Raw genomic sequence first — 23,564 nt, 5'->3', positions numbered from 1 at the left:
AGAAGAAGATGTCCCGCCGCCGTCGCGCCGAGAAACGCCAAGTCCTGCCGGATCCCAAGTTTGGGGACCTGATTGTCACGAAGTTCATGAACTACGTGATGTACGAGGGCAAAAAAGCCGTCGCCGAAAACATCATCTATGGTGCTTTCGACATCCTGGAATCCAAGCGCAAGGACCAAGGTCCGCTTGAGACCTTCCACTCCGCCCTGGACAACGTCGCCCCGGCGATCGAAGTCCGGTCGCGTCGCGTCGGCGGCGCCACCTACCAAGTGCCGGTTGAAGTCCGTCCGGACCGTCGCCGCGCCCTGGCCATCCGTTGGCTGGTGACCGCCGCGCGCAAGCGTGGTGAGAACACCATGACCGAAAAGCTGGCCGGTGAGCTGCTCGACGCTTCGAACAACCGCGGCACCGCCGTGAAGAAGCGCGAAGACACCCACAAGATGGCTGAAGCCAACCGGGCGTTCTCGCACTATCGCTGGTAAGCTTTTCGCGACCAGCACTCTTTCAGGCGCGGGCGGTTTGCGATAAACCGCCCGCGCCGCACGTTTAAATGTCCCTGCCTCACCGCAGCGCTACGCAGAGCTCCATCATGGCCCGCCAGCATAACATCGAAGATTACCGTAACTTCGGCATCATGGCGCACATCGACGCCGGTAAGACCACGACGACCGAGCGGATCCTGTATTACACGGGTAAGTCGCACAAGATCGGCGAAGTCCACGATGGCGCGGCCACCATGGACTGGATGGAGCAGGAGCAGGAGCGCGGCATCACGATCACGTCGGCCGCGACGACCGCTTTCTGGAACGGCAAGCGCCTGAACATCATCGACACCCCCGGGCACGTCGACTTCACCATCGAAGTCGAACGCTCGCTGCGCGTGCTCGATGGCGCCGTGACCGTGCTGGACGGCAACGCCGGTGTCGAGCCGCAGACGGAAACCGTCTGGCGCCAGGCCGACAAGTACAAGGTTCCGCGCATCGTCTTCGTCAACAAGATGGACAAGATCGGCGCCGACTTCGACAAGTCGGTTGAATCGATCCGTGACCGTCTGGGCGCCAAGGCCGTGCCGATCCAATTCCCGATCGGTTCGGAAACGAACCTGAAGGGCCTCGTGGACCTGGTCCGCATGAAGGCCGTGGTCTGGGACAACGACGCCCTGGGCGCGAACTTCCGCGACGAGGAAATCCCCGCCGACCTGATGGACAAGGCGATCGAAGCCCGCGCCTATCTGGTCGAGAACGCCGTCGAGCTCGACGACGAGGCGATGGAAGCCTATCTGGGCGGCGAAGAGCCCTCGGAAGCCACGATCAAGAAGTGCCTGCGCAAGGCCGTTCTGACCGGCGCCTTCTATCCGATCCTCTGCGGCTCGGCCTTCAAGAACAAGGGCGTGCAGACGCTCCTGGACGCCGTCGTCGACTACCTGCCGTCGCCGCTGGACATCCCGCCTACCAAGGGCATCGACTTCAAGACCGAAGAAGAAGTCGTGCGTCACGCCTCGGACGAAGAGCCGCTGTCGGTTCTGGCGTTCAAGATCATGGACGACCCCTTCGTTGGTTCGCTGACCTTCTGCCGCATCTATTCGGGCAAGCTGGAAACCGGCATGTCGCTGCTGAACGCCACGCGCGACAAGCGCGAGCGCGTCGGCCGCATGCTGCTGATGCACAGCAACAACCGCGAAGACATCAAGGAAGCCTATGCTGGCGACATCGTCGCCCTGGCTGGCCTGAAGGAAACCCGCACGGGTGACACCCTGTGCGATCCGCTGAAGTCGCCGGTCATCCTCGAGCGCATGGAATTCCCGGCGCCCGTCATCGAGATCGCCGTCGAGCCCAAGTCGAAGGCCGACCAGGAAAAGCTGGGCGTCGCCCTGCAGAAGCTGGCCGCCGAGGATCCGTCCTTCACCGTCTCGACCGACCACGAGTCGGGCCAGACGATCCTGAAGGGCATGGGCGAGCTGCACCTCGACATCAAGATCGACATCCTGAAGCGCACCTACAAGGTCGAAGCCAACATCGGCGCGCCGCAGGTGGCCTATCGTGAATCGCTGGGCCGCAAGGTCGACATCGACTACACGCACAAGAAGCAGACCGGTGGTACGGGCCAGTTCGCCCGCGTCATGATCACCTTCGAACCGGGCGAGCCGGGTTCGGGCTTCGTGTTCGAAAACGCGATCGTCGGCGGCGCCGTGCCGAAGGAATACATCCCCGGCGTCGAAAAGGGCCTGATGTCCGTGAAGGACAACGGCCTGCTGGCCGGCTTCCCGCTGATCGACTTCAAGGCGACCCTGACGGACGGCAAGTTCCACGACGTCGACTCGTCGGTGCTGGCCTTCGAAATCGCCTCGCGCGCCGCCTTCAAGGAGCTGCGCGAAAAGGGCGCTCCGAAGCTGCTCGAGCCGATCATGAAGGTCGAGGTCGTGACGCCGGAAGAATACCTGGGCTCGGTCATCGGCGATCTGAACAGCCGCCGTGGCATGATCCAGGGTCAGGACATGCGCGGCAACGCGACTGTCGTGAACGCCTACGTGCCGCTGGCCAACATGTTCGGTTACGTGAACACCCTGCGGGGCATGTCGCAAGGCCGCGCCCAGTTCAGCATGGTCTACGACCACTACGATCCGGTGCCGCAACACGTCGCCGACGAAGTGATCAAGAAGTACGCCTAAGCTTTTCCTAACGAAAAGCGTGGGTTAGAGATCGAGAGGGTTCCTTGGAACCCTCTCGCCAACACCCCAGAAGTCCCACCTATTTTGAAGGCCCCTCTGGGGTCCTGGAGCTAAGAAGATGGCCAAGGAAAAGTTCGAACGCACTAAGCCGCACTGCAACATCGGCACCATCGGTCACGTTGACCATGGCAAGACGACGCTGACGGCGGCGATCACGATCACGCTGGCGAAGTCGGGCGGCGCGACCGCCAAGAACTACGCCGACATCGACGCCGCGCCGGAAGAAAAGGCCCGCGGCATCACGATCAACACGGCTCACGTCGAGTATGAGACGGCCAACCGTCACTATGCTCACGTCGACTGCCCCGGCCACGCCGACTACGTGAAGAACATGATCACGGGCGCGGCCCAGATGGACGGCGCGATCCTGGTCGTGTCGGCCGCCGACGGCCCGATGCCGCAGACCCGCGAGCACATCCTGCTGGCCCGTCAGGTCGGCGTGCCGGCCCTGGTCGTGTTCATGAACAAGGTCGACATGGTCGACGACGAAGAGCTGCTGGAGCTCGTCGAAATGGAAGTGCGCGAGCTGCTGAGCAGCTACCAGTTCCCGGGCGACGACATTCCGATCACCAAGGGTTCGGCCCTGGCCGCGGTCGAAGGCCGCGACGCCAAGATCGGCGAAGAGGCGATCCTGGCGCTGATGGCTTCGGTCGACGCCTACATCCCGCAGCCGGAACGCCCCGTTGACCTGCCGTTCCTGATGCCGGTCGAAGACGTGTTCTCGATCTCGGGCCGCGGCACCGTGGTCACGGGCCGTATCGAAAAGGGCATCGTGAAGGTCGGCGAGGAAGTCGAGATCGTCGGCATCCGTCCGGTTCAGAAGACGACCTGCACGGGCGTCGAAATGTTCCGCAAGCTGCTGGACCAAGGTCAAGCCGGCGACAACGTGGGCGTGCTGCTGCGCGGCACCAAGCGTGAAGACGTCGAGCGCGGCCAGGTGCTGTGCAAGCCGGGTTCGATCACCCCGCACACGAAGTTCGTGGCCGAGGCCTACATCCTGAACAAGGAAGAAGGCGGCCGTCACACCCCGTTCTTCACCAACTACCGTCCGCAGTTCTACTTCCGCACGACCGATGTCACCGGCATCATCAAGCTGAAGGAAGGCGTGGAAATGATCATGCCGGGCGACAACGCCGAGCTGGACGTCGAGCTGATCACCCCGATCGCCATGGACCAAGGCCTGCGCTTCGCCATCCGCGAAGGCGGCCGCACGGTCGGCGCCGGCGTCGTCGCCAAGATCGTCGAGTAATCGACCTTCTTCAGCACGCGCTGAACTGATCCAAGCGAAGGCCCCGGAGAGCAATCTCCGGGGCCTTTTGCCGTGCTTGTGGGCGACCTGCCTTTTGGGTCCGGTCCCGCTTGACGCGCCGCGAGCTTTGCCGCATCGGGGTCTAGCGACAGGGGGGCGCTTGGCGATGGGAGCGTTCATTCGCGGCAAGCCGGCGGGCTATGGGTTCGCGGTGCTCGCGGCCCTGACGGCCTGGGCGCTGCGCCTGGCGCTGAACGACTGGTTCCCGCCCGGCTTTCCCTATCTGACCTTCTTTCCGGCCGTGGTCATCACCGCCTATTTCGCGGGCCTGCGGCCGGCGATCCTGTGCGCGGTCCTGTCGGGCGTGGCGGCCTGGTACTATTTCATCCCGCCCTACCGCACGTTCCACATCAACTTTTCGACCAGCGTGGCCCTGGCGTTCTACGCCTTCGTGGTGGTGATCGACATCTTCTTCATCGACGGCATGCGCCGGGCGCTGCGTCAGCTGGAGGAGGAGCGGGCGCGCTACGCCGCCTTGGCCGAGAGCCGCGACCTGCTGTATCGCGAGCTGCACCATCGGGTCAGCAACAACATCCAGGTCGTGGGCTCGTTGCTGCGGCTGCAGGCCGCCGGCATGGCCGATGAGGACGCCCGCCACGCCCTGAACGAGGCCGGCGGCCGGATCGCCTTGATCGCCAGCATCCAGCGAGAGCTGCACAACGCCGTCGGCGAGCCGGCGCCCTTCCGCGCCTTCGCCGAGATTGTCCTGAACGAGGCCTCTCAGGCGGCCGGCGCCAAGGTCGTCCTGACCATCGAGGGCGGGGACCAGCCCCTGCACCCCGACCAGGCCACGCCCGTCACCCTCGTCATGCTGGAGAGCTTCAACAACGCGCTGGAGCACGGCTTCGGCGCGGCCGGTGCGGGCCAGGTGCGCGTCGATCTCGACCAGTCCGGCGACACCCACGTCCTGACGGTCCGCGACGACGGCGCCGGCCCGCCCGACGGCTTCGATCCGGCCGGTTCCAAGAGCCTGGGCCTGCGCATCGTCCGCGCCATGGCCCAGCAGCTGAACGGCCAGTTCGAGATGACGCGCGAGGGGGCGTGGACCGTGTGCCGGCTGAGCTACGCGCCGAGGGCGGAGTAGGACGCGCCGCTTAGTGGCCCTCGGGCGCCTCTCGCGGGGTGGTCATGCGGCCGAGCTTGGGCTTCAGCCACATCTCGATGTCGTCGACGATCTCATAGACCACCGGCACCAGCACCAGCGACAGCACGGTCGAGGTGATCAGTCCGCCGATCACGGCCACGGCCATGGGCTGGCGGAATTCCGAGCCGGTGCCGATGCCCATGGCGGTCGGCAACATGCCGGCCATCATGGCCAGGGTGGTCATGACGATCGGGCGGGCGCGCTCGTGACAGGCGTCGAGGATGGCCTCGCGCTGGGTCATGCCGTCGCGTTCCTGCTCGATGGCGTACTCGACCAGCAGGATCGAGTTCTTGGCCGCCAGGCCCATCAGCATCAGGAAGCCGATCAGCGACGGCATCGACAGCGACTGGCCGGTGACCAGCAGGGCGAAGAACGCGCCGCCGATCGCCAGGGGCAGGGCCGACAGGATGGTGATCGGCTTGAAGAAGCTGCGGAACAGCAGCACCAGCACGCCGAACACCAGGCCCACGGCCGATAGCAGCGCCACCGCGAAGCCGGTGAACAGCTCCACGAACGCCTCCTGGTCGCCGGCCGAGGCCGGGCCGACGCCTTCGGGCAGCTTCGCCATGGTCGGCAGCTTGGCGACGTCCGTCATGGCCTGGCCCAGTTGAGCGCCATTGTTGAGGTCGGCCTCGATGGTCACCTGCCGCTTGCGGGCGAAGCGGTCGATCTTGGCGGGACCGGCCTGGAACGACAGGTCGGCCACGGTGTCGAGCCGGGTCGTGCCGCCATTGGCGGTCGGGACGCGCAGGGCGCCCAGGGCGTCGAGGTCGCGGCGGCTATCGGCCGGCAGGCGCACGCGGATCGGGATCCGCCGCTCGCCCTGGGTCATCTTGGCGACATTGGCGTCGATATCGCCGACCGTGGCCACGCGGGCGATGGCGGCGATGTCGGCCGAGTTGACGCCCAGGCGCGCGGCCTCGTCGGCCTTGGGGCGGATCAGGATCTCCGGGCCGCTGGGCGGCGACGAGGGACGCGGATCGGCGACCGTGGACAGCTTCTGCATTTCGCGCTCGATCTGGGCGGCGGTGCGCTCCAGCAGCGGGCCGTCCTCGGCGATCAGGATGGTCTGGACTTCCGAGGTGCCCCAGTCGCCCAGCAGGTTGACCCGGGCGTCGGGGATGTCGTGCAGGCTCCGGCGAACATCCTGCTTGATCTCGGTGACGGTCTGGTCGCGATCGCTGTTGAGGACGATGGTGATGGTGGCGTCGCGGATGTCGGCGCCGCTCTGGCCGCCCCAGCCGCTGCCGATGTTAGAACCGACCTGGGCGAAGACGTGGGCCACTTCCGGGCGCTTGCGGAACAGGGTCGTCACCGACTGAACGGTCCGCTCCATGTCGGCCACGGTCGCGCCGGGAGGGCCCTGGACCTTCAGGTAATAGTAGTTGTTGTTGGCCGCCGGCTGGAACGCCGTGGGCAACAGGCCGGCCAGCATGATCGAGCCGATGAAGATCAGCCCGCCGATGACGCAGGCCAGGATCCGGTGGTCCAGCGACCAGTCCAGCACGCGGCGATAGAAGCCGCTGAATTCCTTGCGCGGGTGCGGGTTCTTGGCGGGCTTGAGGAAATAGGCGGCCAGCAGCGGGGTCAGCAGGCGGGCCACGACCAGCGAGAACAGCACGGCCACGGCGACCGTCAGGCCGAACTCCTTGAAGAACTGGCCGGGTGTGCCGGGCATGTACGACACCGGCACGAACACCGCGACGATGGTGAAGGTGGTGGCCACCACCGCCAGGCCGATGGCGTCGGCGCCTTCGATGGCGGCCTGGAACGGACGTTGGCCGCGCGCCACGCGTTTCTCGATGTTCTCGATCTCGACCACGGCGTCGTCGACCAGGATGCCGATGACCAGGGTCAGGGCCAGCAGGGTCACGACGTTCAGCGAGAAGCCCATGATCGCCATGAAGGCGAAGGTGGGGACCAGCGACACCGGCATGGCGATGGCGGTGATCAGGGTGGCGCGCCACTCGCGCAGGAACAGGAACACCACCAGCGAGGCCAGCAACATGCCTTCCAGCAGGGTGTGCTCGGTGGCCGCGAAACTGGCGCGGGTCTCGTCGACGGTCGAGAAGATCTTCACGAACGACACGCCGGCCTGCTTTTGGCCAAGGGCGTCGATCGCTTTCTTGACGTTGTCCTCGACGGCGACGTCGCTGCTGTCGCGGGTCTTCATCACCTGGAAGGCGACGACCGGGCGGCCGTCCAGGCGGGCGAAGCCGCGCTGCTCTTCGGCGCCCTGGCCCACCTGGGCCACGTCGGTCAGCTTCACATAGCGGCCGCCGGCGATCGGCATGGTGATCTGGCGCAGCTGCTCGACCGTGGTCGCCGCGCCCAGCACCCGCAGGGTCTGCTCGCGACCGCCGACATTGGCGCGGCCGCCGGGGGCGTCGACGCTGAAGCTGGCCAGGGCCGTATTCAGCTGCGGCGCGGTGATCCCGAAGCTGGCCATGCGGTCCGGATCGAGGATGACATTGATCTCGCGATCGACGCCGCCGACGCGTGCCACCTGGGCCACGCCCTTTTCGCCCTGCAGGGCGCGGGTGACGGTGTCGTCGATGAACCACGACAGCTCGGTCGGGCTCATGTTCGGGGCCGAGACGGCGTAGGTGATGATCGGGGCGCTGGTGATCTCCAGCCGCTGGACGATCGGTTCGTCCACCTCGCGGGGCAGCAGCGAGCGGGTCTGGTCGACCTTGGAGCGCACCTCGTCGGTGACCTTCTGCAGGTCCTCGCCGAGATTGAACTCGATCGTCGTGGTCGAGGCGCCCTGGACCACCGACGAGCGGATGGTCTTGACGTTGGAGATGCTGGCCACCGCGTCCTCGATCGGACGGGTGACCTGGGTCTCCATCTCGCCGGGCGCGGCGCCGCTCTGGGTGACCGTCACGGTCACGGCCGGGAACTCGACGTTCGGGAACTGCTTGATCGGCAGGCCCAGATAGCAGCCGATGCCGGCGATCATCAGGGCGATGAACACCACCGCTACCGGGATCGGATTGCGGATCGCCCAGGCGGAGACCCGCAGCTCGCCGGTCTTGTGCTCTGGAGGCTTCTGCTGGCTAGCCATCAGCGGGCGGCCCGCGGGGCTGAAGCGGGGGTGGGGCGCACCACGTCGCCGTCGGTGACGAAGGACGCGCCGCCCAGGACGATGCGGGTTCCGGCCGGCGGACCCTGAACCAGCTGAGCCCAGCCGCCGCCCTTCCGGCCGATCTTCACGCCGACCATGTGGGCGCGGTTGTCGCTGTCGACCGTCATCACGAACAGGCCATCGGCTTCATAGCGAATGGCCGATTCCGGGATGGCGGTGACCGCCGCGCCCGAGGCTCCGAAGGTGGCGCGGCCGAAGCCGCCGGGGCGCAGGTCCGGACGCACGGGCAGGCGCACGCGCACCTTGCCCAGACGATTGGCGCTGTCGACGCGCGGGCTGATCAGGCGCACGACGCCCGAGATCGACTGGCCGCCGGGCAGGGACACCTGGGCGGTCTGGCCCACGCGGATGCCGGCCAGATCAGCCTCGTTGACCTCGGCGTCCAGCTCGACCAGGCCGTCGCGGGCGATGGTGAACCACGGGGTCGTGCCGCCGCCGGCGATCTGGCCCGGTTGCACGCCGCGCGACAGCACCCGGCCGCTGACCGGCGAGGTGATGGTCATGCGCGCGGCGCGGGTGCGCAGCTCCTTCAGCGCCGCCTCTTGCGCCTTCGCCTGATAGCGGCGGGTCTCGATCTGCTCCTGGGACAGGACGCCCTGGCCGTCGAGGCCGTCGACGCGCTTGGCCTCGGCCTGGGACTGGGCGGTGACGGCCGCCTGCTGCTCGATCTGGGCGCGCAGCAGGGTGTCGTCCAGCTGGACCAGGGGCTGCCCGGCCCGGACCCAGTCGCCTTCGTCGGCATAGAGCCGCGCGACGCGGTAGCCGGTCAGTTCCGAGCCGACGGCGGCTTCTTCACGCGAGACCAGCAGGCCCGAGGCCTCGACCCCGCCGCCCAGCGGCCGGGTCTCGACGCTGCCGATGCTGACCGTGCGCGCCTGGGCGGCGGAGGCGGCGGCGGCGGTCTTGGCGGGGGCTTCCTTGTCCTTCTTGCCGCCACAGGCGGTGAGGCCGGTTCCCGCGACAAGCAGGGCGGAGCAGACCAGGGCGGTGGCGATCGGAGAGCGGGTCGTCATCGGGGCGGGTCTCATTGGGCGGAAGGCTTGCCAAGATCGGCAGGCTTGGAGGGAATGGACGCGGGCGACCAGCCGCCGCCGAGCGCCTTGTAGGTCTGGACGGCGCGTTGCAGCGCCTGGGTCTGGGCCCCGGTCAGGGCCGTGCGGGCCCCGCGCCAGGCCTGCTCGGCCTGCAAGGCCGTGGTCAGGTCGGTCAGGCCCATGGCGTAGCCCTTGCGGCTGGCCTCATAGGCCACGGCGGCGCGGCGTTCGCCGGCGGCCAGCAGGGTGACGCGGCGCTCGTCGGCTTCCTGTTGGACAAGGGCGCTTTCGGTCTCGCCGAAGGCCCTCTGGACGGTCTGTTCATAGGTCACGGCGGCTTGCTCGACCTGGGCGCCGCTGACCTTGATGTCGGACATCAGCTTGGGGATGTTCAGCACCGGGATCGACAGGTTCGCCCCCAGGGTCCAGGCCGAGCTGGTGGTCGAGACGGCCGAACCGGCCTGCAGGAAGCTTGGATTGATCGACTTGGAGATCCCGACGCCGGGCGTCAGGGTCAGGGTCGGGAACAGGGCCAGCTCGCTGATGTTCAGATTACCCGAGGCCGAAGCCAGGCGGGCGGCGGCTTCGCGGATGTCGGGGCGGCGGGCCAGCAGCTCGGCCGGGGCGGCGGCCGGGACCGGCGGCGCCTTGGCCAGGATCGGCTCGACCGGCAGGCTGGCCAGCGGATCGACGCCCTTGCCGACCAGGATCAGCAGGCCGCGGCGCGAGGCCCGCAGTTGGGCCTCCAGGGCGGCCGCCTGGGCCTGGGCTTGGGCCAGGTCGGCGGCGGTGCGGTCGCCTTCCGAGGTGGCCGACAGGCCCCGGCGACCCCGCTCGTCCGAGACCTTGTAGAGGCTCTCGGCGATGCGGGCGTTCTGGCGGGCGTCCTCCAGCTGCACGGCGTAGCCGCGCGCTTCGAAATAGCTCTGGGCGACATTGGCCGCCAGGGCGGCGCGGGCGCCTTCATAGACGAAGCGGGCGGCGGCCAGGTCGTTGTCGACCACCCGGCGCGCGGCGCCGCGACGGCCGATCAGGTCCAGTTCCCACGAGACATCGAAATTGGCCGAATAGGTCTTGCTGACCCCACCTTGGGTGAAGCCGCCCGCGCCGCTCTGGTCGATGATGTGGGTGTCGGTGCGCTTGGCCGAGCCGGTCAGCGGGGTTTGCGGGATGTAGATCTGGCGGATCTGGCCCTCGCGGACGGCGCGGGCCTCTTCCAGCCGGGCGGCGGCGAGGCGGGCGTCGGGGGCCTGGGCCAGGGCCGTCGTGATCAGATCGTCCAGGACCGGGTCGTTGAAGGCGGTCCACCACTGATCGAGAGCCCGCGAGGCCAGGACGGTTCCGGCCGGGGCCTCGTAGGTGTTGGGCAGCTTCACGTCGACCTGGCGCGAGGGCGTGGTGCAGGCCCCCAGGCTAAGGCCAGCCAAGGCCACAAGGGCGAGGCCCGTGGGCGGAAGACGGCGCGGCGCGTGCGGGCGCGGAGGAGGCATCGGGCTCAAGGGTTTTCCGGGGACGCGGGGGGCGGGGTCGTCGCATTGCGGTAGACGGAGATGACCTGGTCCAGGAAGGTCTCGACGACCTGTCGTTCGGTCTGGGTCATGCGGGCTAAGGTCTCGTCCATGGCTTTGATCACCGGCGCGAAGTGTTCGAAGGCGCGTTCGATCGAAGCTTCCGTGGGAACGACGAAGATCTTGCGACGGTCGTCGTCCATTCGGCGTCGCGAGACGTGTCCGGCGCGCTCCAGGCGATCGACGATCTGGGTGGCGGCGGCGGTCGAGACCTTGAGGCAGCTGGCGAGTTGGCTGGGCGTCAGCGGACCGTCCTTAACGAGATGCTCCAGAGCCGCCATGTCGGTGACGTTCACCCCCAGGGCCTCGCCGATCTTCTTGCCGATCTCGCGATTCAGCATGGCGATCGCCTTCAGGCGTTGAGCGATGGGGTCGCTCGGCACGTGGGCTGGTCCCCAGCGCGGACCGGTCAAGGGTGGATCGCAGGTCACGGTCGGATCGATATTATTAAGCTGCTTAGCAGTCAATCTGCTTAAGTATTTTTGATGGGCAGCTGTCCCGGCGCGCGTTTGGCCCGGCGTCCGGCGGGGCGACGATCTGGCGTATCGTCGTTCATTTAGGCCGTCTAGCCGGCGGTAAAAGGGGCGGGGCTGCATTCTGGTCCTGGGGGCGTGATCCCTGGAACGACGAACGGCGAACCGATTTTCCGACATCGCCTCGGCGAAATGTTTGATCCGGGGCTTGAAGCGCGTGTCAGCGTTGCAATTTGTTCGGGCGGTTGACGTGACGGCAAAACATACCGCATCATCGAAACAGATGTTCGACATGTTTTGTCTGCATCCGCCTTGGTTGCGAAGCCAAGGCAGTATGCGTGGCTTTTCAAGCACTCGGCCCCGGGGGGAACCAAGCTTGTCGGCTTATCAGGGCGCATCGTCGGGTTTCGAAAAAGGACGCTCCTCGCGGCGCGCCGGCTTCGGTGCGCGACGGCTGACGTCCGCCCTGTCCGGGAGATTTCCACCTAGCTGAAAAACTCCAATGGCCCCGCGAAGACGACCGGCCATCCAAAGATAATCGAGGGAGGGAACATCATGAGACGAACCAGCTTCCTGCGCGGAGGCTCCTGCCTCGCGTTGGCCATCGCCGTATCGGGCGGAATGGCGGGCGCGGCGGCGGCCCAGCAGAAACAGAGCGACGCGCCGACCGAGGTCGAGGAAGTCGTCGTCACCGGCTCGTTCATCCGGGGGACGCCCGAGGACGCCGCCCTGCCGGTCGACGTCGTCAGCGCCGAGGAACTCCAGAAGCGCGGTTCGCCCTCGACGGTCGAACTGCTGAAGGCCCTGTCGATCTCCAACGGCGTGCTGGGCGACACCAACCAGTTCGACAGCCGGGCCCAGGGCTCGGAGGGCTCGGGCTCGGTCAACCTGCGCGGCCTGGGCTCGCAGCGGACCTTGGTGCTGCTGAACGGCCGCCGCCTGGCGATCAACCCGTTCGGCCAGGCCGGCGCGGGCATCGTCGACACCAACATCATTCCGGCCGCCGCCATCGGCCGTCTGGAGGTGCTGAAGGACGGCGCCGCGGCGACCTACGGCTCCGACGCCATCGCCGGCGTCGTCAACTTCATCACCAAGAAGAACTTCAACGGCCTGGAAGCGGCCGCCGACTACCGCCACATCAGCGGCTCGAAGGGCGACTACGGCGGCAGCCTGACCTGGGGCCAGACCTGGGACAACGGCAATGTCCTGGCCAGCGTGGGCTGGCAGCACCGGTCCAAGCTGTCGGTCGCCGACCGCGACTGGGCGAACCGGTCCTACCTCAGCAATCCCGAGGCGGGCTGGTCGGCGGCGGGCAATCCCTCGACCTTCATCCCCCTGGCCAGCAGCACCAACGCGATGCGCGACCCGGGCTGCTCGGGCCTGGGCGGCTTCGCCGGCTTCAGCGGCCTGACGCCGGTCTGCTACTGGCACTACACGCCGTTCGACAACGTCGTGGAAAAGTCCAACGCGGTTCAGGCCTATGCCGAGGTCAATACCGACCTGTCGGCCAAGACCAAGTTCCACGCCGAGGTGCTGTATTCCCACACCGACGTGCCCGAGTGGAACACCTCGCCGTCCTACGCCGCCCTGGCCGTGCCGACCGCTGAAGTGGCCCCGATCGCCGCCCTGACCGGCCGCTATTTCGTGCCGGCGACCAATCCGGGGCTGGCGGCCTTCATCGCCGCCAATCCGACGGTTCAGCTGAACAGCCTGGCGACGGGGGCGGTCACCACCGTGCCTGGCGCCATCTTCGCCGGCGGGGCGCTGGACGTGGCGAACCGGCCGTTCGGGATCGGCGGCAACCCAAAGTTCGGCTACGGCCCCTCGATCGGCGCGCGGTCGTTCGACGCCTTCCGCGTCTCTGGCGACCTGTCGGGCGAGTTCGACAACGGCATCGGCTGGGACATCGCCCTGACCTACTCGCAGGAAGTCGGCATCCGCACCGGCTATGACACCCTGGTCAACCGCTTCGCCCTGGCCCTGCAGGGCCTTGGCGGTCCGCTGTGCGACACCAGCCCCAGCACGCCCGGCATCCAGGGCACGCCGGGCGTCGGCGGCTGCATGTATTACAACCCCTTCGCCAGCGCGATCCCGTCCAACGTCATCACCGGCACGGCCAATCCGGGCTACAACGCCACGCTGCAGAACAACAAGGACCTGGTCGACTGGTTCTTCAAGAAGCTGTCGACCAAGCAGTCCTCGCGCCTGTTCGTCGGCGAGGCGGTGCTGAACGGCAAGACCAACATCACCCTGTCGGGCGGCGACGTCGCCTGGGCGGCCGGCGTCCAGTATCGCCGCACCTACTTCAAGGCCGACTACAACGACATCAGCAACGCCGCGATCAATCCGTGCGTGAACACCCCCGACTTCGGGGTGACCACCTGCACCGGCTCGGCCCGCAACGGCCCCTTCATGTTCCTGGGCGTCGGCAACGAGGCCGATAACCAGAGCGACGTGATGGCCGGCTTCGGCGAGCTGTCGATCCCGATCACCGAGGACTTCCAGGCCCAACTGGCGGCCCGCTACGAGAAGTACGGCAACGGCATCGGCTCGACCTTCAACCCCAAGGCCTCGCTGCGTTGGCAGGCCCTGCCGTGGCTGGCGTTCCGCGCCTCGGCCGGCTCGACCTTCCGGGGGCCGCCGGATCCGCTGACCACCACCACCTCGGTGACCTCGCTGCAGGGCATCCTGGGCGTGTTCCGGGCCGTCGACATCTTCGGCAACCCGGACCTGAAGCCGGAAAAGGCCAGGACCTACAACTTCGGCACGCTGTTCAAGGCCGGAGAGTTCAAGGCCAGCATCGACTACTTCTACTTCGACTTCAAAAATCCGATCGTCGCCGAGCCGGTGGCGGGCATGGTCGCCTCGCTCTATCCGAACGGCGCGGCCGGGGCGAACAACTGCGCCGACCCGGCCTATGCGGGCCTGGTCTCGCGCTTCACCTTCAACGGCGCCTGCGGGACCCCGACCACCAGCATCGCCCGCCTGCGCACCGCCTATATCAACGGCGCGCCGGTGAAGAACGCCGGCTTCGACTTCTCGGCCGACTACCGGTTCCGGGACGTGGCCGGCGGCGACGTGACCCTCGGCGGCAACGCCACCTACATCCAGAAGTACAAGGTCGGCGCCACGGTCGTGGAAGGCATCACGGTCGAGAAGGCCTTCGACGCCGTGGGCCTGCTGAACTACCAGACCACGGTCGTGCCGATCCCCAAGTGGAAGGGCGACGTCTTCGCCGAATGGAACATGGGTCCGCATAACCTGCGCCTGTCGGTCCACTACATCGGTTCCTACACCGACCAGCGCACCGCCCCGTTCGCGGCCAACGCCTACAAGGACACCACCGGCGCCGGCGTCACGGTCAGCGCGGGCAAGACGATCAAGAAGCAGATCCTGACGGACCTGGCCTACCGCGTCTTCCTGCCCTGGGACACGACGGCCACCCTGGCGATCACCAACCTGTTCGACAAGGACCCGTCCTACGCCCGCCTCGACCTGGGCTACGACCCGTTCACCGGCGACCCGCTGGGCCGCACCTACAAGGTGGGCCTGCGCAAGAAGTTCTAGCGTTTTGTTGTTGCGCATTTTCTGACGACGAACCGGTACCCACTTCGTCGGAAAATGCTCTAGCGACCTCCCTCGAGCACGTGGGTAACTTGCGGCGCGCCCTTCGCGGGGCGCGCCGATTTCTTGTGACGGGGTGCGGGATCACGCTACCAATCGTCTCCCGTCGATCGAAGGTCCGTCCATGTCCAAAGCCGCTCTCCTCGCCCTGGCCTCGGGCCTGATCCTCGCGTCCGCCGCTGCCGCACAAGACAGCGGGCCGATCGATCCGGCGCGGCTGTCGGACATCACGCGGGAGCTGGCCTCCGACCGCTTCGCCGGCCGCGCGCCAGGCGGCGAAGGGGAGGCGCCGACGATCGAATACATCAGCGCCCAGTTCAAGGCGCTGGGCCTGGAGCCGGCTGGCGACAACGGCGCCTGGACGCAAAAGGTGGCGCTGGTCCGTACACGGATCAATGGCCCGGCGACCCTGACGGTGGCGACCAAGACCGGCCCCCTGACCCTGAACCAGGGCGAGCAGTCGCAGGTCATGACCCTGCGCCCCGTCGACAAGGTCAAGATCGACAAGGCCCCGCTGGTCTTCGTCGGCTACGGCGTCGCCGCGCCCGAGCGGGCGTGGGACGACTTCAAGGGCGTCGACCTGAAGGGCAAGATCGCGGTCTTCCTGATCGGCGACCCGGACCTGGAGGCCGCGCCGGGCGAGCCCGTGGCCGGCAAGTTCGGCGGCTCGGCCGCCACCTACTATGCCCGCTGGACCTACAAGTACGAGGAGGCCGTGCGGCGCGGGGCGATCGGCGCGCTGATTGTCCACGAGAGCCTGGGCGCCGGCTATGGCTGGACGACGGTCAAGGCCTCGAACGGCGAGGGCTACGACATCGTTCGCCCCGATCCCGCTAAGGACAAGCTGCTGATGCAGGGCTGGATCCAGCGCGACGTGGCGGTCGATCTGTTCAAGCGTTCGGGCCTGGATTTCGAGGCGCTCAAGCGCGCGGCCCGCACCGCCGCCTTCAAGCCCGTCGCCCTGGCCGGCGCCAGCCTGTCGGCCGACTACGCCGTCAGCCACCAGGCGATGGACAGCGCCAACGTTCTGGCCCGCCTGCCGGGCGCCAAGCATCCGGACGAGACCGTGGTCTACGCCGCCCACTGGGACGCTTACGGCGTCGGCGCGCCGGACGCGCAGGGCAATACCATCCGCCGGGGCGCGGCCGACGACGCCATCGGCGTGGCGGCGGTGATCGAGGCCGCCCGCGCCTTCGCCGAGGGTCCGCGCCCCGACCGCTCGATCCTGTTCGCCGCCTGGACCGCCGAGGAGCGCGGCCTGCTGGGCTCTGAATACTACGCCAACCACCCGACCGCGCCGCTGGGCAAGACGGTGGCCAACTACACCTTCGACGTGCTGCAGACCGTGGGGCCGGCGCGCTACGTGGTGCTGGTGGGCGCGGGCCAGAACGCGCTGGAGGACGGCCTCGCGGCCCAGGCCGCCAGGCAGGGCCGGACCATCACCCCGGACGCCAAGCCCGAGCGGGCGCTGTTCTACCGCGCCGACCACTTCTCGCTGGCCCGCCGCGGCGTGCCGGTGCTGCTGCTGATGGGCCTGGGCGGCGGGGCGGACCTGATCAAGGGCGGTCGCGCCGCCGGCGACGCCTGGGTCGCCGACTACACCAGCCGCTGCTACCACCAGCCCTGCGACGCCTGGAGCCCCGACTGGGACCTGCGCGGCGCCGCCCAGGACGTCGCTTTGACCTATGAAGCCGGCAAGGCCCTGGCCAATTCCCGCGCCTGGCCGGACTGGAAGGCGGGCTCCGAGTTCAAGGCCATCCGCGCCGAGACGGCGGGGGAGAGGCGGTAGGGGGCGTATGGATCCCTCTCTCTTTGAGAGAGGGAGGGGCCCGCCGCGCAGCGGTGGGAGGGTGAGAGGTTACAGCCTCGCCGAACGAAGCACCGCTAGGATCTCATTCGCCACGCCGCCAGGATCGGTTAGGACCCGCTCATTGCGAAATCTCAGAACCACATAGCCGTAGAGTTCCAGCACTTCCGTGCGGCGTTCGTCATAGTCCTCGCGCCCCTCATGCGCGGCGCCATCCAGCTCCACGATCACCTTCGCCGCTTCGCAGACAAAATCCGCGAAGTAGCGGTCTATCGAGACTTGGCGCAGGAACCGGAACCCACCCAGGTGACGGTTGCGCACGAGCGCCCAGAGCGTCCTTTCGGCAAGTGTCTGGTCCCGGCGCAGACGGCGGGCGATGGCGAGCTTGTCCATGGAAACAGGATGGGCGCAGGTCTAGCCGGCGCTCAACGGAAGGAATCGGGATTTCCCGACCAGCGGTGAAACCTCTCACCCTCCCACCGCCTGCGGCGGCGGGCCCCTCCCTCTCTCAAAGAGAGAGGGTTTCACGGGCGCCCTTACAGATAATCCAACATGCTCGGCGCCCCGGCCACCTCGCCATCCGCGTTGAACATCTCGGCCAGCTTGTCGCTGGCCGCCTGGAGTTCGACCATCTTGTTGTAGACCTCCGGGGTCCAGCCTGCGGCGTCGCGTTCCTCGGTGCTCATGCCGGCGTAGCGGGTGATCATCGCCTTGCCGAAGCCGCCGTCCGCGTCCGAGGTCGACTGGTAGCTGGCCTTGATGGCGTCGCTATCGCGCTGGCGGATCTGCGCCTTGGCCTGGGCGACCTCGTGGGTCGAGAACTGGTCGTCCTTGTTCAGGGCCACGGCCGACAGCGAGCGGTCGTCGAAGCGGCGGAAGTCGATCGCGCCGCTGCCGCCGTCCTTGGCCGCGTCGGGGGCGACGGCCAGCTCGTACTGCTTGTCCAGCGCGGTGCGTACGTCGCCGGCCACCTTGCCGAAGTCGCGGGTCTTGGCCCCGGCCACGACGCTGCCGGTTTCCTTCATGTAGGCGGCGACGCTGTCGTTCTCGATGCCGGCGGGCGCCAGGCCCGGGCGGGCGACGGCCTGCTTGCGGCCCTCGACCAGGGCGGCGCGCTCGGTGGTCCAGGCGGTGGAGGCCTTCTCCTCCGGCCCGGCGGCGTCCATCTGGTCGAGGGCGGCCTGGTACAGGCTGGCATAGTCGCCGGTCAGCCGCGCCTGGGCGGCGGGGCTGGCCAGGGCGGTGTCGTGCTGGTCCTTCAAGGCCAGGGACGCGACGACCTGCTGGTCCATCGGAAACTGGCCGCCCTTGTTCGACGCCACGGCGTAGAGGCCGCGGCGGTCCATGCCCGAGAGGTCGATGGTCGCGTCGCCATTGTTCAGGGCGCTCTTGGTTCCGGCGGCCTTCAGCAGGCTGGCGATCTGGGCGCGGGCGTCGGAGACCACCGTGTCGACGGAGCGAGAGTCGGTCTGGGCCTTCAGCGCGGCCTGGGCGGCGGCCGAGAGGGTGACGTTCACCGCCGGGGTGTTGATCGTCGGGCTCTGGTCGCGGGTCGTCCCGTTGGCGGCGGCCTGCTGGGCGCGCTGCGCGGCCGTCTGCCCGGCGGTCAGGCCGGGGGCGTAGTTCGACGAATACGGATTGATCGTCGTCATGACGGCGGGGCTCGAAGCGACTCAGTCGCGTCAGGGTACAGCCGTCAGTCGGGGGAGGCGAGACTATGGTTAATAGGTCGCGACCTTTGGTCCGTCCTCGTCCTTCGACAGGCTCAGGATGAGGACTACTTTCTCGACGTCGCCGTAGAAAACCTCATCCTGAGCTTGTCGAAGGACGGGGTTTTCGGTTCCTCGGCTTAGTTCAAGACCCCCGTCAGCAGCGGCCTGGCGAAGAGCTCAGCCGCTTCCTCCCGTTCAAGCCCCGGCGTCCAGGCTTCCAGGCTGGCGGCGGCGTTCAGCATCGAGTTGATCATGTGGGCGGCGATGCTGGGGTCGATCGGGCGGACCGAGCCGTCGGCGATGCCGTCGGAGATGATCGAGGCGAAGCGCTGCCAGCCGCGCATATAGCCGTCGGCCATGTCGTGGCGCAGGGTGTCGGGCAGGGCGCCCAGCGACGAGGCCCGCAGCAACGGCCCGTGCTCGGACAGCTGATAGCTGGTCAGGCCGGCGGCGGTCGAGACCAGTCGCGTCCAGTTGTCGGTCGGCAGGTCGCGGGCGTCCAGCTGCGAGCGGCGGGTGACGGTGAAGGTCCGCTCGAAGCACTCGGCGACCAGGGCGTCCTTGTCGTCGTGGTGGTGGTAGAACGAGCCCTTGGTGACGTTCAGCGCGGCCGAGATCTCCTCGACCGAGGCGCCGCGATAGCCGCGCTGGTTGATCAGGCGGGTGGCGGCCACGAGGAAGGTCTCGCGCCATTCCTGGCCTTCGGGCGACACCGGTGTCGGGTCGGGCAGGGCGCGCGGGGCCCAGACCTGGCCGGCGGCGGGCAGGCCGTTCAGCAGGATGTCGCCCATCCGGTCGCGCACGCGGCCATAGTCGTCGACATCGTAGCGGCGGAGCCAGCGGCCCGACCAGAACACCTGCTCCATCAGCAGGTGGGTGCGGGCGGTGCGCTGGCGCTTGTCCAGATGAGCCAGGCTGGGATCGTCGAAGAAGCCGCGCACCCGGCGGAACAGGTCGTTGAAGGCGTTGACCACCGAGCCGCGCAGGGGCTCCTTCAGGGCCTTGATCTCGGCGAAGCTGGTCAGGGGCGTGGCCTCGCCCAGGCGGACCCGGCGGTTCAGATCGAGGTAGAGGTCGAGGAACTTCAGGATGCGCGCGGCGGGCGTCGCCTCGGCGGCGGCCTCCTCGACCATGGCCTCGAAGCGTTCCAGGCCGCGCATGAAGCAGGCGGCGGCCAGGTCGTCCTTCTTGCGGTAGTAGTAGGTGACGCTGGTGGTGTTCAGCCCGACATTGGCGGCGACGTCGGCCAGGGTCATGCCGCGCACGCCCTGGCGGTTCAGGATCGCCGTGGCCGCCGCCAGGATCGTCTCCTTCTTGCGGGCGTAGCGCGCTGTCGCCGCCCCCGCGACCCGACCGTCATCCATCGTCACATCCCCAGGTCCCGTCACCAAAAATCGGCGGCCGCGCCGGTGACTGGACTGTCCGGTCCAATCTAGGCGCGAGGAGGGCCGGCTTAAAGGGCGCTCCGTCCGTCGAGGGACAATTGGCGCTGACCTAGCGTCATGGTTTGTCAGGAATGTTTCAGCGTGGCGGGTTTTGGTCGCGTGCGCGCCGCCGGGGACCGCGATCCTGATCAAGACGCTCTCAGCGCCGCCGAGGGCTCGGCGGTCAGGGCGCGGACGATGGCCTGGGTCAGGGCCAGGGGCGACAAGGGCTTGGCGATCGCCCCGTCCATGCCCGCCGCCAGATAGCTGGCCTGCTGGTGGGCCAGGGCGTTGGCGGTCATGGCCAGGATCGGGACCTTGCCGGCCGGCCCCTTCAGGGCGCGGATGCGCTGGGTGGCCTCGACGCCGTCCATGACGGGCATCTGGATGTCCATCAGGATCAGGTCAAAGCCCGCGCGGGCCGCGGCCACGCCCTGGACCCCGTCCTCGGCGGTGGCCACCCGCGCGCCCAGCGCCTCCAGCATGCGGCCGGCGATCAGGCGGTTGGTGGCGTTGTCCTCGACCAGCAGCACATTCAGGCCGTCGAACAGCGCGGCGTCGGGCTCGTCGGCGTGCGTCGCCGGTTCAGCGCAGGCGTCGGCCTCGACCTCCAGCCAGAAGGTCGAGCCCTTGCCGTGTTCGCTGGTGAAGCCGACCTCGCCGCCCATCATCTCGGCCAGGCGGCGGCAGATCGACAGGCCCAGGCCCGAGCCGCCGAAGCGGCGGGTGGTCGATCCGTCGCCCTGCCGGAAGCGTTCGAACAGGCGCTTGCCGGAGTCCTCGTCGATGCCGACGCCGGTGTCGGTGATCTCGAAGCGCAGGCGGAGCCTGTCATCCGTGCGCTGGCCCGAGAGGCGCGCCACGACGCCGCCCTCCAGCGTGAACTTCACGGCGTTGCCCAGCAGGTTGAACAGGGCCTGGCGCAGGCGTAGCGGGTCGGTGGCCGCCCAGCCCAACTCGCCCGCCTCGCCTTGGCGCGGCGTCTCGACGCGCAGATAGAGGCCCTTGGCCTCGGCCTGGGGCCGCAGCATGTCGGCGACCCCGACCAGCAGCTCGGCCGGATCGACGGGCTCGGAACCCAGCTCCAGCTTGCCGGCCTCGATCTTCGAGAAGTCGATGATGTCGTTGAGCAGCTCCGACAGCATCTCGCCGCAGCCCAGCGCCTCGTTCAGCAGCCGGCGGCCGTCGTCGCTCAGCGTCTCGGTCTTCAACAGGTGCAGCACGCCCAGCACGCCGTTCATGGGCGTGCGGATCTCGTGGCTCATATTGGCCAGGAACTGGCTCTTGGCCTCGGCCGCGCCCAGGGCCGCGTCGCGGGCCGCGACCAGTTCGGTGACGTCCTGGCTGATGCCGATGACGTCCCAGGCGTTCGGACTGGCGCCGCGCACGCCGCGCCAGGCGCAGTGCATGTGCGCCCATTTGTCGGTCGCGGGATCAAGGTACCGGTAGTCGATCTCGACATGCTCGCCGGTGCGCAGGGTATGGGAGAAGACCTCCCAGACCCGCTCGCGGTCCTCGGCATGGATGGACATCGTCATTTCGGCGATGGTCATGGTCCGCACCCCGCCCCGCGGCGCGCTGGGCGTGGGGATGTCCTGCTCGAAGACATAGACGCCCTTGCGCGGATCGAAGCGCCAGACGTAGACGCCGGCGGCGCTGCGCACCAGTTCGTTGGAGCGCTCGGCCTGCTGGCGGGCGATCTCGCGGGCGCGGTCCTCGCTGAAGTCCTGGTAGACGATCATCAGACCGCCGCCTTCCAGCACCTTGGATTTCGAGCGCACCCACAGCCAGCCGCCGCCCTTGCGGGCCAGGCGATGCTCGCCGGACGCCTGGCCGCCGGCGTCCAGCGCCCGCCCGATGTCCTCGATGACCGGCCTGTCATGCAGGTGGAAGAAGTCGTGCATGTGCCGGCCGACCGACTCGGCGGGCGACCAGCCGGTCAGCTGCACCCAGGCGGGATTGACGCGGGCGATCGTGCGACTTTCCAGGACGACGAACATGTCGAGGCTGCTCTGGAAGAACCAGTCGGCGGCCGCGGCTTCAATTCTGGAGGCAGCCTCGGCGTCCAAGACCTTGCCCATCCCCGTTTCCTCGTTTTCAATCGATACTCGCAGGATCGGGTAAAGTTTACGTTGCGGCAAAAAGCCCCGTCTTCGATTTCGATTTAGCGGTACGCAAACACGACCGGAACAGGTCGCAAGGGGAGACCAGGATCTTGAGCACGCCAGAAGCCGTCGGACTGTCGAGCGAACGATTGAAGCGCATCGATAGCTTCATCCAGTCCAAGTATATCGACACCGGAAAACTGCCCTGCGCCCTTACTCAAGTCTGGCGGCGCGGCCAGCTGGCCTACACCTCGGTGCTGGGCAGCGCCGATGTCGAGCGGGGAAAGCCCCTGAAGGCCGACAGCCTGTTCCGCATCTACTCGATGACCAAGCCGGTCACGAGCGTGGCCTTCATGATGCTGGTCGAGGACGGCCTGGTGTCGCTGGACGATCCGGTGCACCGCTTCATCCCGGCCTGGCGCGACCTGGGTGTGTTCGCGGCCGGGGTCGAGGGCGCGTTCCAATCGAAGCGCGCCAGCGAGCCGATGCGAACGATCGACCTGCTGCGGCACACCTCGGGCCTGACCTATGGTTTCCAGCAGCGGACCAATGTCGACGCGGCCTATCGCAAGCTGAAGCTGGACGGCGTCGACAGCGAAGGCGGCCTGCAGGGCTTCGTCGACACGCTGGGGACCGTGCCGCTGGAGTTCTCGCCGGGCGAGGCCTGGAACTATTCGGTCTCGACCGATGTGCTGGGCTATCTGGTCGAGAAGATCTCGGGGATGCCTTTCGACGTCTTCCTGAAGACCCGCGTCTTCGACCCGCTGAAGATGGTCGACACCGGCTTCTTCGTGCCCGAAAGCCAGCGCGACCGCTTCACCGCCTGCTACGCCCTGACGCCGTCGGGCCGGGTCGTGCTGCAGGACGATCCGGAGAAGAGCCACTTCTTCAAGGATCCGTCGATGAAGTCGGGCGGCGGCGGCCTGATCTCGACCGCCGACGACTACATGCGCTTCTGCCGGATGCTGCTGAACGGCGGCGAACTGGACGGCGCGCGCCTGCTCAGCCCCAAGACCATCAAGCTGATGACCATGAACCACCTGCCGGGCGGCAAGGAACTGGTCCAGGTCTCCAAGTCGCTGTTCAGCGAGGCGGTGTTCGAAGGCCTGGGCTTCGGACTCGGCTTCGCCATGACCATCGACCAGGCCCGGACCAAGAACCTGGGCTCGCTGGGGGAATATTTCTGGGGCGGCATGGCCTCGACGGCGTTCTGGATCGATCCGGTCGAGGATCTGGCGGTGGTGTTCATGACCCAGCTGATGCCGTCGACCTCGTACCCGATCCGCCGGGAGCTGCGGACGCTGGTCTATTCGAGCTTCACCGAAGCGGGGGGCTGACGCGCAAGAAAGCGGCGCGGGAGGCAGCTCCCGCGCCGAGTTGCGCTTTACCAAAGTCCGACGCATTGCGGGCAACGCGCCACGCTCGCGGATTTCACCGGCTTCGAACTATCGGGACGCGTGCAAGGCGCATCCGAAGACTGTGATTTCC

The 23,564-nt window shown here is 67.7% G+C and carries 14 protein-coding genes and 1 pseudogene; 7 read left to right on the top strand and 8 right to left on the bottom strand.

Annotation, left to right across the window (positions count from 1 at the left end; genetic code table 11):
* The first annotated feature begins 8 nt into the window (after nt 1-8).
* The 4 genes from rpsG to ACW175_RS20340 all read left to right on the top strand — a co-directional run bounded on the left by rpsG (nt 9) and on the right by ACW175_RS20340 (nt 5,121).
* Complete coding sequence (gene rpsG / locus ACW175_RS20355) at nt 9-482, top strand: 30S ribosomal protein S7 (RefSeq protein ID WP_047403744.1); 474 nt, start codon at nt 9-11, stop codon at nt 480-482.
* A 107-nt stretch (nt 483-589) separates the two neighbouring features.
* Nucleotides 590-2,668, top strand: a complete 2,079-nt coding sequence (gene fusA, locus ACW175_RS20350; RefSeq protein WP_492101773.1) for an elongation factor G — start codon at nt 590-592, stop codon at nt 2,666-2,668.
* A 118-nt stretch (nt 2,669-2,786) separates the two neighbouring features.
* Entirely contained in the window at nt 2,787-3,977 is a 1,191-nt protein-coding gene (gene tuf / locus ACW175_RS20345; RefSeq protein ID WP_096051670.1) for an elongation factor Tu, read from the top strand.
* A gap of 166 nt (nt 3,978-4,143) precedes the next feature.
* Nucleotides 4,144-5,121, top strand: a complete 978-nt coding sequence (locus ACW175_RS20340) for a sensor histidine kinase (protein WP_492101772.1) — start codon at nt 4,144-4,146, stop codon at nt 5,119-5,121.
* A 10-nt stretch (nt 5,122-5,131) separates the two neighbouring features.
* Here the strand turns inward: ACW175_RS20340 and ACW175_RS20335 are convergent, their stop codons facing one another.
* Genes ACW175_RS20335 through ACW175_RS20320 form a run of 4 tightly spaced genes read right to left on the bottom strand, consistent with a single transcriptional unit; the run spans nt 5,132 to nt 11,314 of the window.
* Nucleotides 5,132-8,248 carry an efflux RND transporter permease subunit gene (locus ACW175_RS20335; protein WP_492101771.1) on the bottom strand — a complete coding sequence of 1,039 codons (3,117 nt, stop codon included), beginning with the start codon at nt 8,246-8,248 and terminating at the stop codon, nt 5,132-5,134.
* A complete protein-coding gene (locus tag ACW175_RS20330) occupies nt 8,248-9,357 on the bottom strand; it encodes an efflux RND transporter periplasmic adaptor subunit (protein ID WP_492101770.1) in 1,110 nt (369 codons plus the stop codon). The genes ACW175_RS20335 and ACW175_RS20330 overlap by 1 nt, the downstream gene beginning before the upstream one ends.
* A complete protein-coding gene (locus ACW175_RS20325; RefSeq protein ID WP_492101769.1) occupies nt 9,354-10,853 on the bottom strand; it encodes an efflux transporter outer membrane subunit in 1,500 nt (499 codons plus the stop codon). Before ACW175_RS20325 ends, ACW175_RS20330 begins: the two co-directional genes overlap by 4 nt.
* Nucleotides 10,854-10,858: 5 nt before the next feature.
* A complete protein-coding gene (locus ACW175_RS20320; protein ID WP_492101768.1) occupies nt 10,859-11,314 on the bottom strand; it encodes a MarR family winged helix-turn-helix transcriptional regulator in 456 nt (151 codons plus the stop codon).
* Nucleotides 11,315-11,658: 344 nt separating this feature from the next.
* Between ACW175_RS20320 and ACW175_RS20315 the strand changes: the two are divergent.
* Nucleotides 11,659-14,971 (top strand): annotated as a pseudogene (locus tag ACW175_RS20315) (TonB-dependent receptor); the annotation flags it as partial.
* Between the two features lie 181 nt (nt 14,972-15,152).
* Nucleotides 15,153-16,817, top strand: coding sequence for a M20/M25/M40 family metallo-hydrolase (locus ACW175_RS20310; RefSeq protein ID WP_492101767.1), 1,665 nt, complete (start codon nt 15,153-15,155; stop codon nt 16,815-16,817).
* 69 nt (nt 16,818-16,886) lie between these two features.
* Here the strand turns inward: ACW175_RS20310 and ACW175_RS20305 are convergent, their stop codons facing one another.
* From ACW175_RS20305 to ACW175_RS20290, 4 genes are all read right to left on the bottom strand, one after another.
* The gene (locus ACW175_RS20305) at nt 16,887-17,228 is read right to left on the bottom strand and encodes an endonuclease domain-containing protein (RefSeq protein WP_492101766.1); all 342 of its coding nucleotides are present in this window, start codon (nt 17,226-17,228) and stop codon (nt 16,887-16,889) included.
* Nucleotides 17,229-17,371: 143 nt separating this feature from the next.
* Nucleotides 17,372-18,487 carry a hypothetical protein gene (locus tag ACW175_RS20300; RefSeq protein ID WP_492101765.1) on the bottom strand — a complete coding sequence of 372 codons (1,116 nt, stop codon included), beginning with the start codon at nt 18,485-18,487 and terminating at the stop codon, nt 17,372-17,374.
* A 197-nt stretch (nt 18,488-18,684) separates the two neighbouring features.
* Complete coding sequence (locus ACW175_RS20295) at nt 18,685-19,911, bottom strand: TetR/AcrR family transcriptional regulator (RefSeq protein ID WP_492101764.1); 1,227 nt, start codon at nt 19,909-19,911, stop codon at nt 18,685-18,687.
* Between the two features lie 209 nt (nt 19,912-20,120).
* A complete protein-coding gene (locus tag ACW175_RS20290; RefSeq protein ID WP_492101763.1) occupies nt 20,121-22,052 on the bottom strand; it encodes an ATP-binding protein in 1,932 nt (643 codons plus the stop codon).
* 134 nt (nt 22,053-22,186) lie between these two features.
* Here ACW175_RS20290 and ACW175_RS20285 point away from each other — a divergent pair, with 134 nt between their 5' ends.
* A complete protein-coding gene (locus ACW175_RS20285; protein ID WP_492101762.1) occupies nt 22,187-23,413 on the top strand; it encodes a serine hydrolase domain-containing protein in 1,227 nt (408 codons plus the stop codon).
* Nucleotides 23,414-23,564: the final 151 nt, after the last annotated feature.

Source organism: Caulobacter sp. FV1ye6ST (assembly GCF_058681225.1).
Note: the sequence above shows the minus strand (reverse complement) of the source record. Positions and strands in the feature narration are given on the sequence as shown.

Bases quoted from the DNA above. Each gene is read 5' to 3' on its own strand.
- ACW175_RS20310 (WP_492101767.1), top strand. From the start codon at position 15,153: ATGTCCAAAGCCGCTCTCCTCGCCCTGGCCTCGGGCCTGATCCTCGCG.
- ACW175_RS20340 (WP_492101772.1), top strand. From the start codon at position 4,144: ATGGGAGCGTTCATTCGCGGCAAGCCGGCGGGCTATGGGTTCGCGGTG.
- ACW175_RS20330 (WP_492101770.1), bottom strand. From the start codon at position 9,357: ATGAGACCCGCCCCGATGACGACCCGCTCTCCGATCGCCACCGCCCTG.
- ACW175_RS20300 (WP_492101765.1), bottom strand. From the start codon at position 18,487: ATGACGACGATCAATCCGTATTCGTCGAACTACGCCCCCGGCCTGACC.
- ACW175_RS20295 (WP_492101764.1), bottom strand. From the start codon at position 19,911: ATGGATGACGGTCGGGTCGCGGGGGCGGCGACAGCGCGCTACGCCCGC.
- ACW175_RS20290 (WP_492101763.1), bottom strand. From the start codon at position 22,052: ATGGGCAAGGTCTTGGACGCCGAGGCTGCCTCCAGAATTGAAGCCGCG.
- fusA (WP_492101773.1), top strand. From the start codon at position 590: ATGGCCCGCCAGCATAACATCGAAGATTACCGTAACTTCGGCATCATG.
- ACW175_RS20335 (WP_492101771.1), bottom strand. From the start codon at position 8,248: ATGGCTAGCCAGCAGAAGCCTCCAGAGCACAAGACCGGCGAGCTGCGG.
- ACW175_RS20325 (WP_492101769.1), bottom strand. From the start codon at position 10,853: ATGCCTCCTCCGCGCCCGCACGCGCCGCGCCGTCTTCCGCCCACGGGC.
- tuf (WP_096051670.1), top strand. From the start codon at position 2,787: ATGGCCAAGGAAAAGTTCGAACGCACTAAGCCGCACTGCAACATCGGC.
- ACW175_RS20305 (WP_492101766.1), bottom strand. From the start codon at position 17,228: ATGGACAAGCTCGCCATCGCCCGCCGTCTGCGCCGGGACCAGACACTT.
- rpsG (WP_047403744.1), top strand. From the start codon at position 9: ATGTCCCGCCGCCGTCGCGCCGAGAAACGCCAAGTCCTGCCGGATCCC.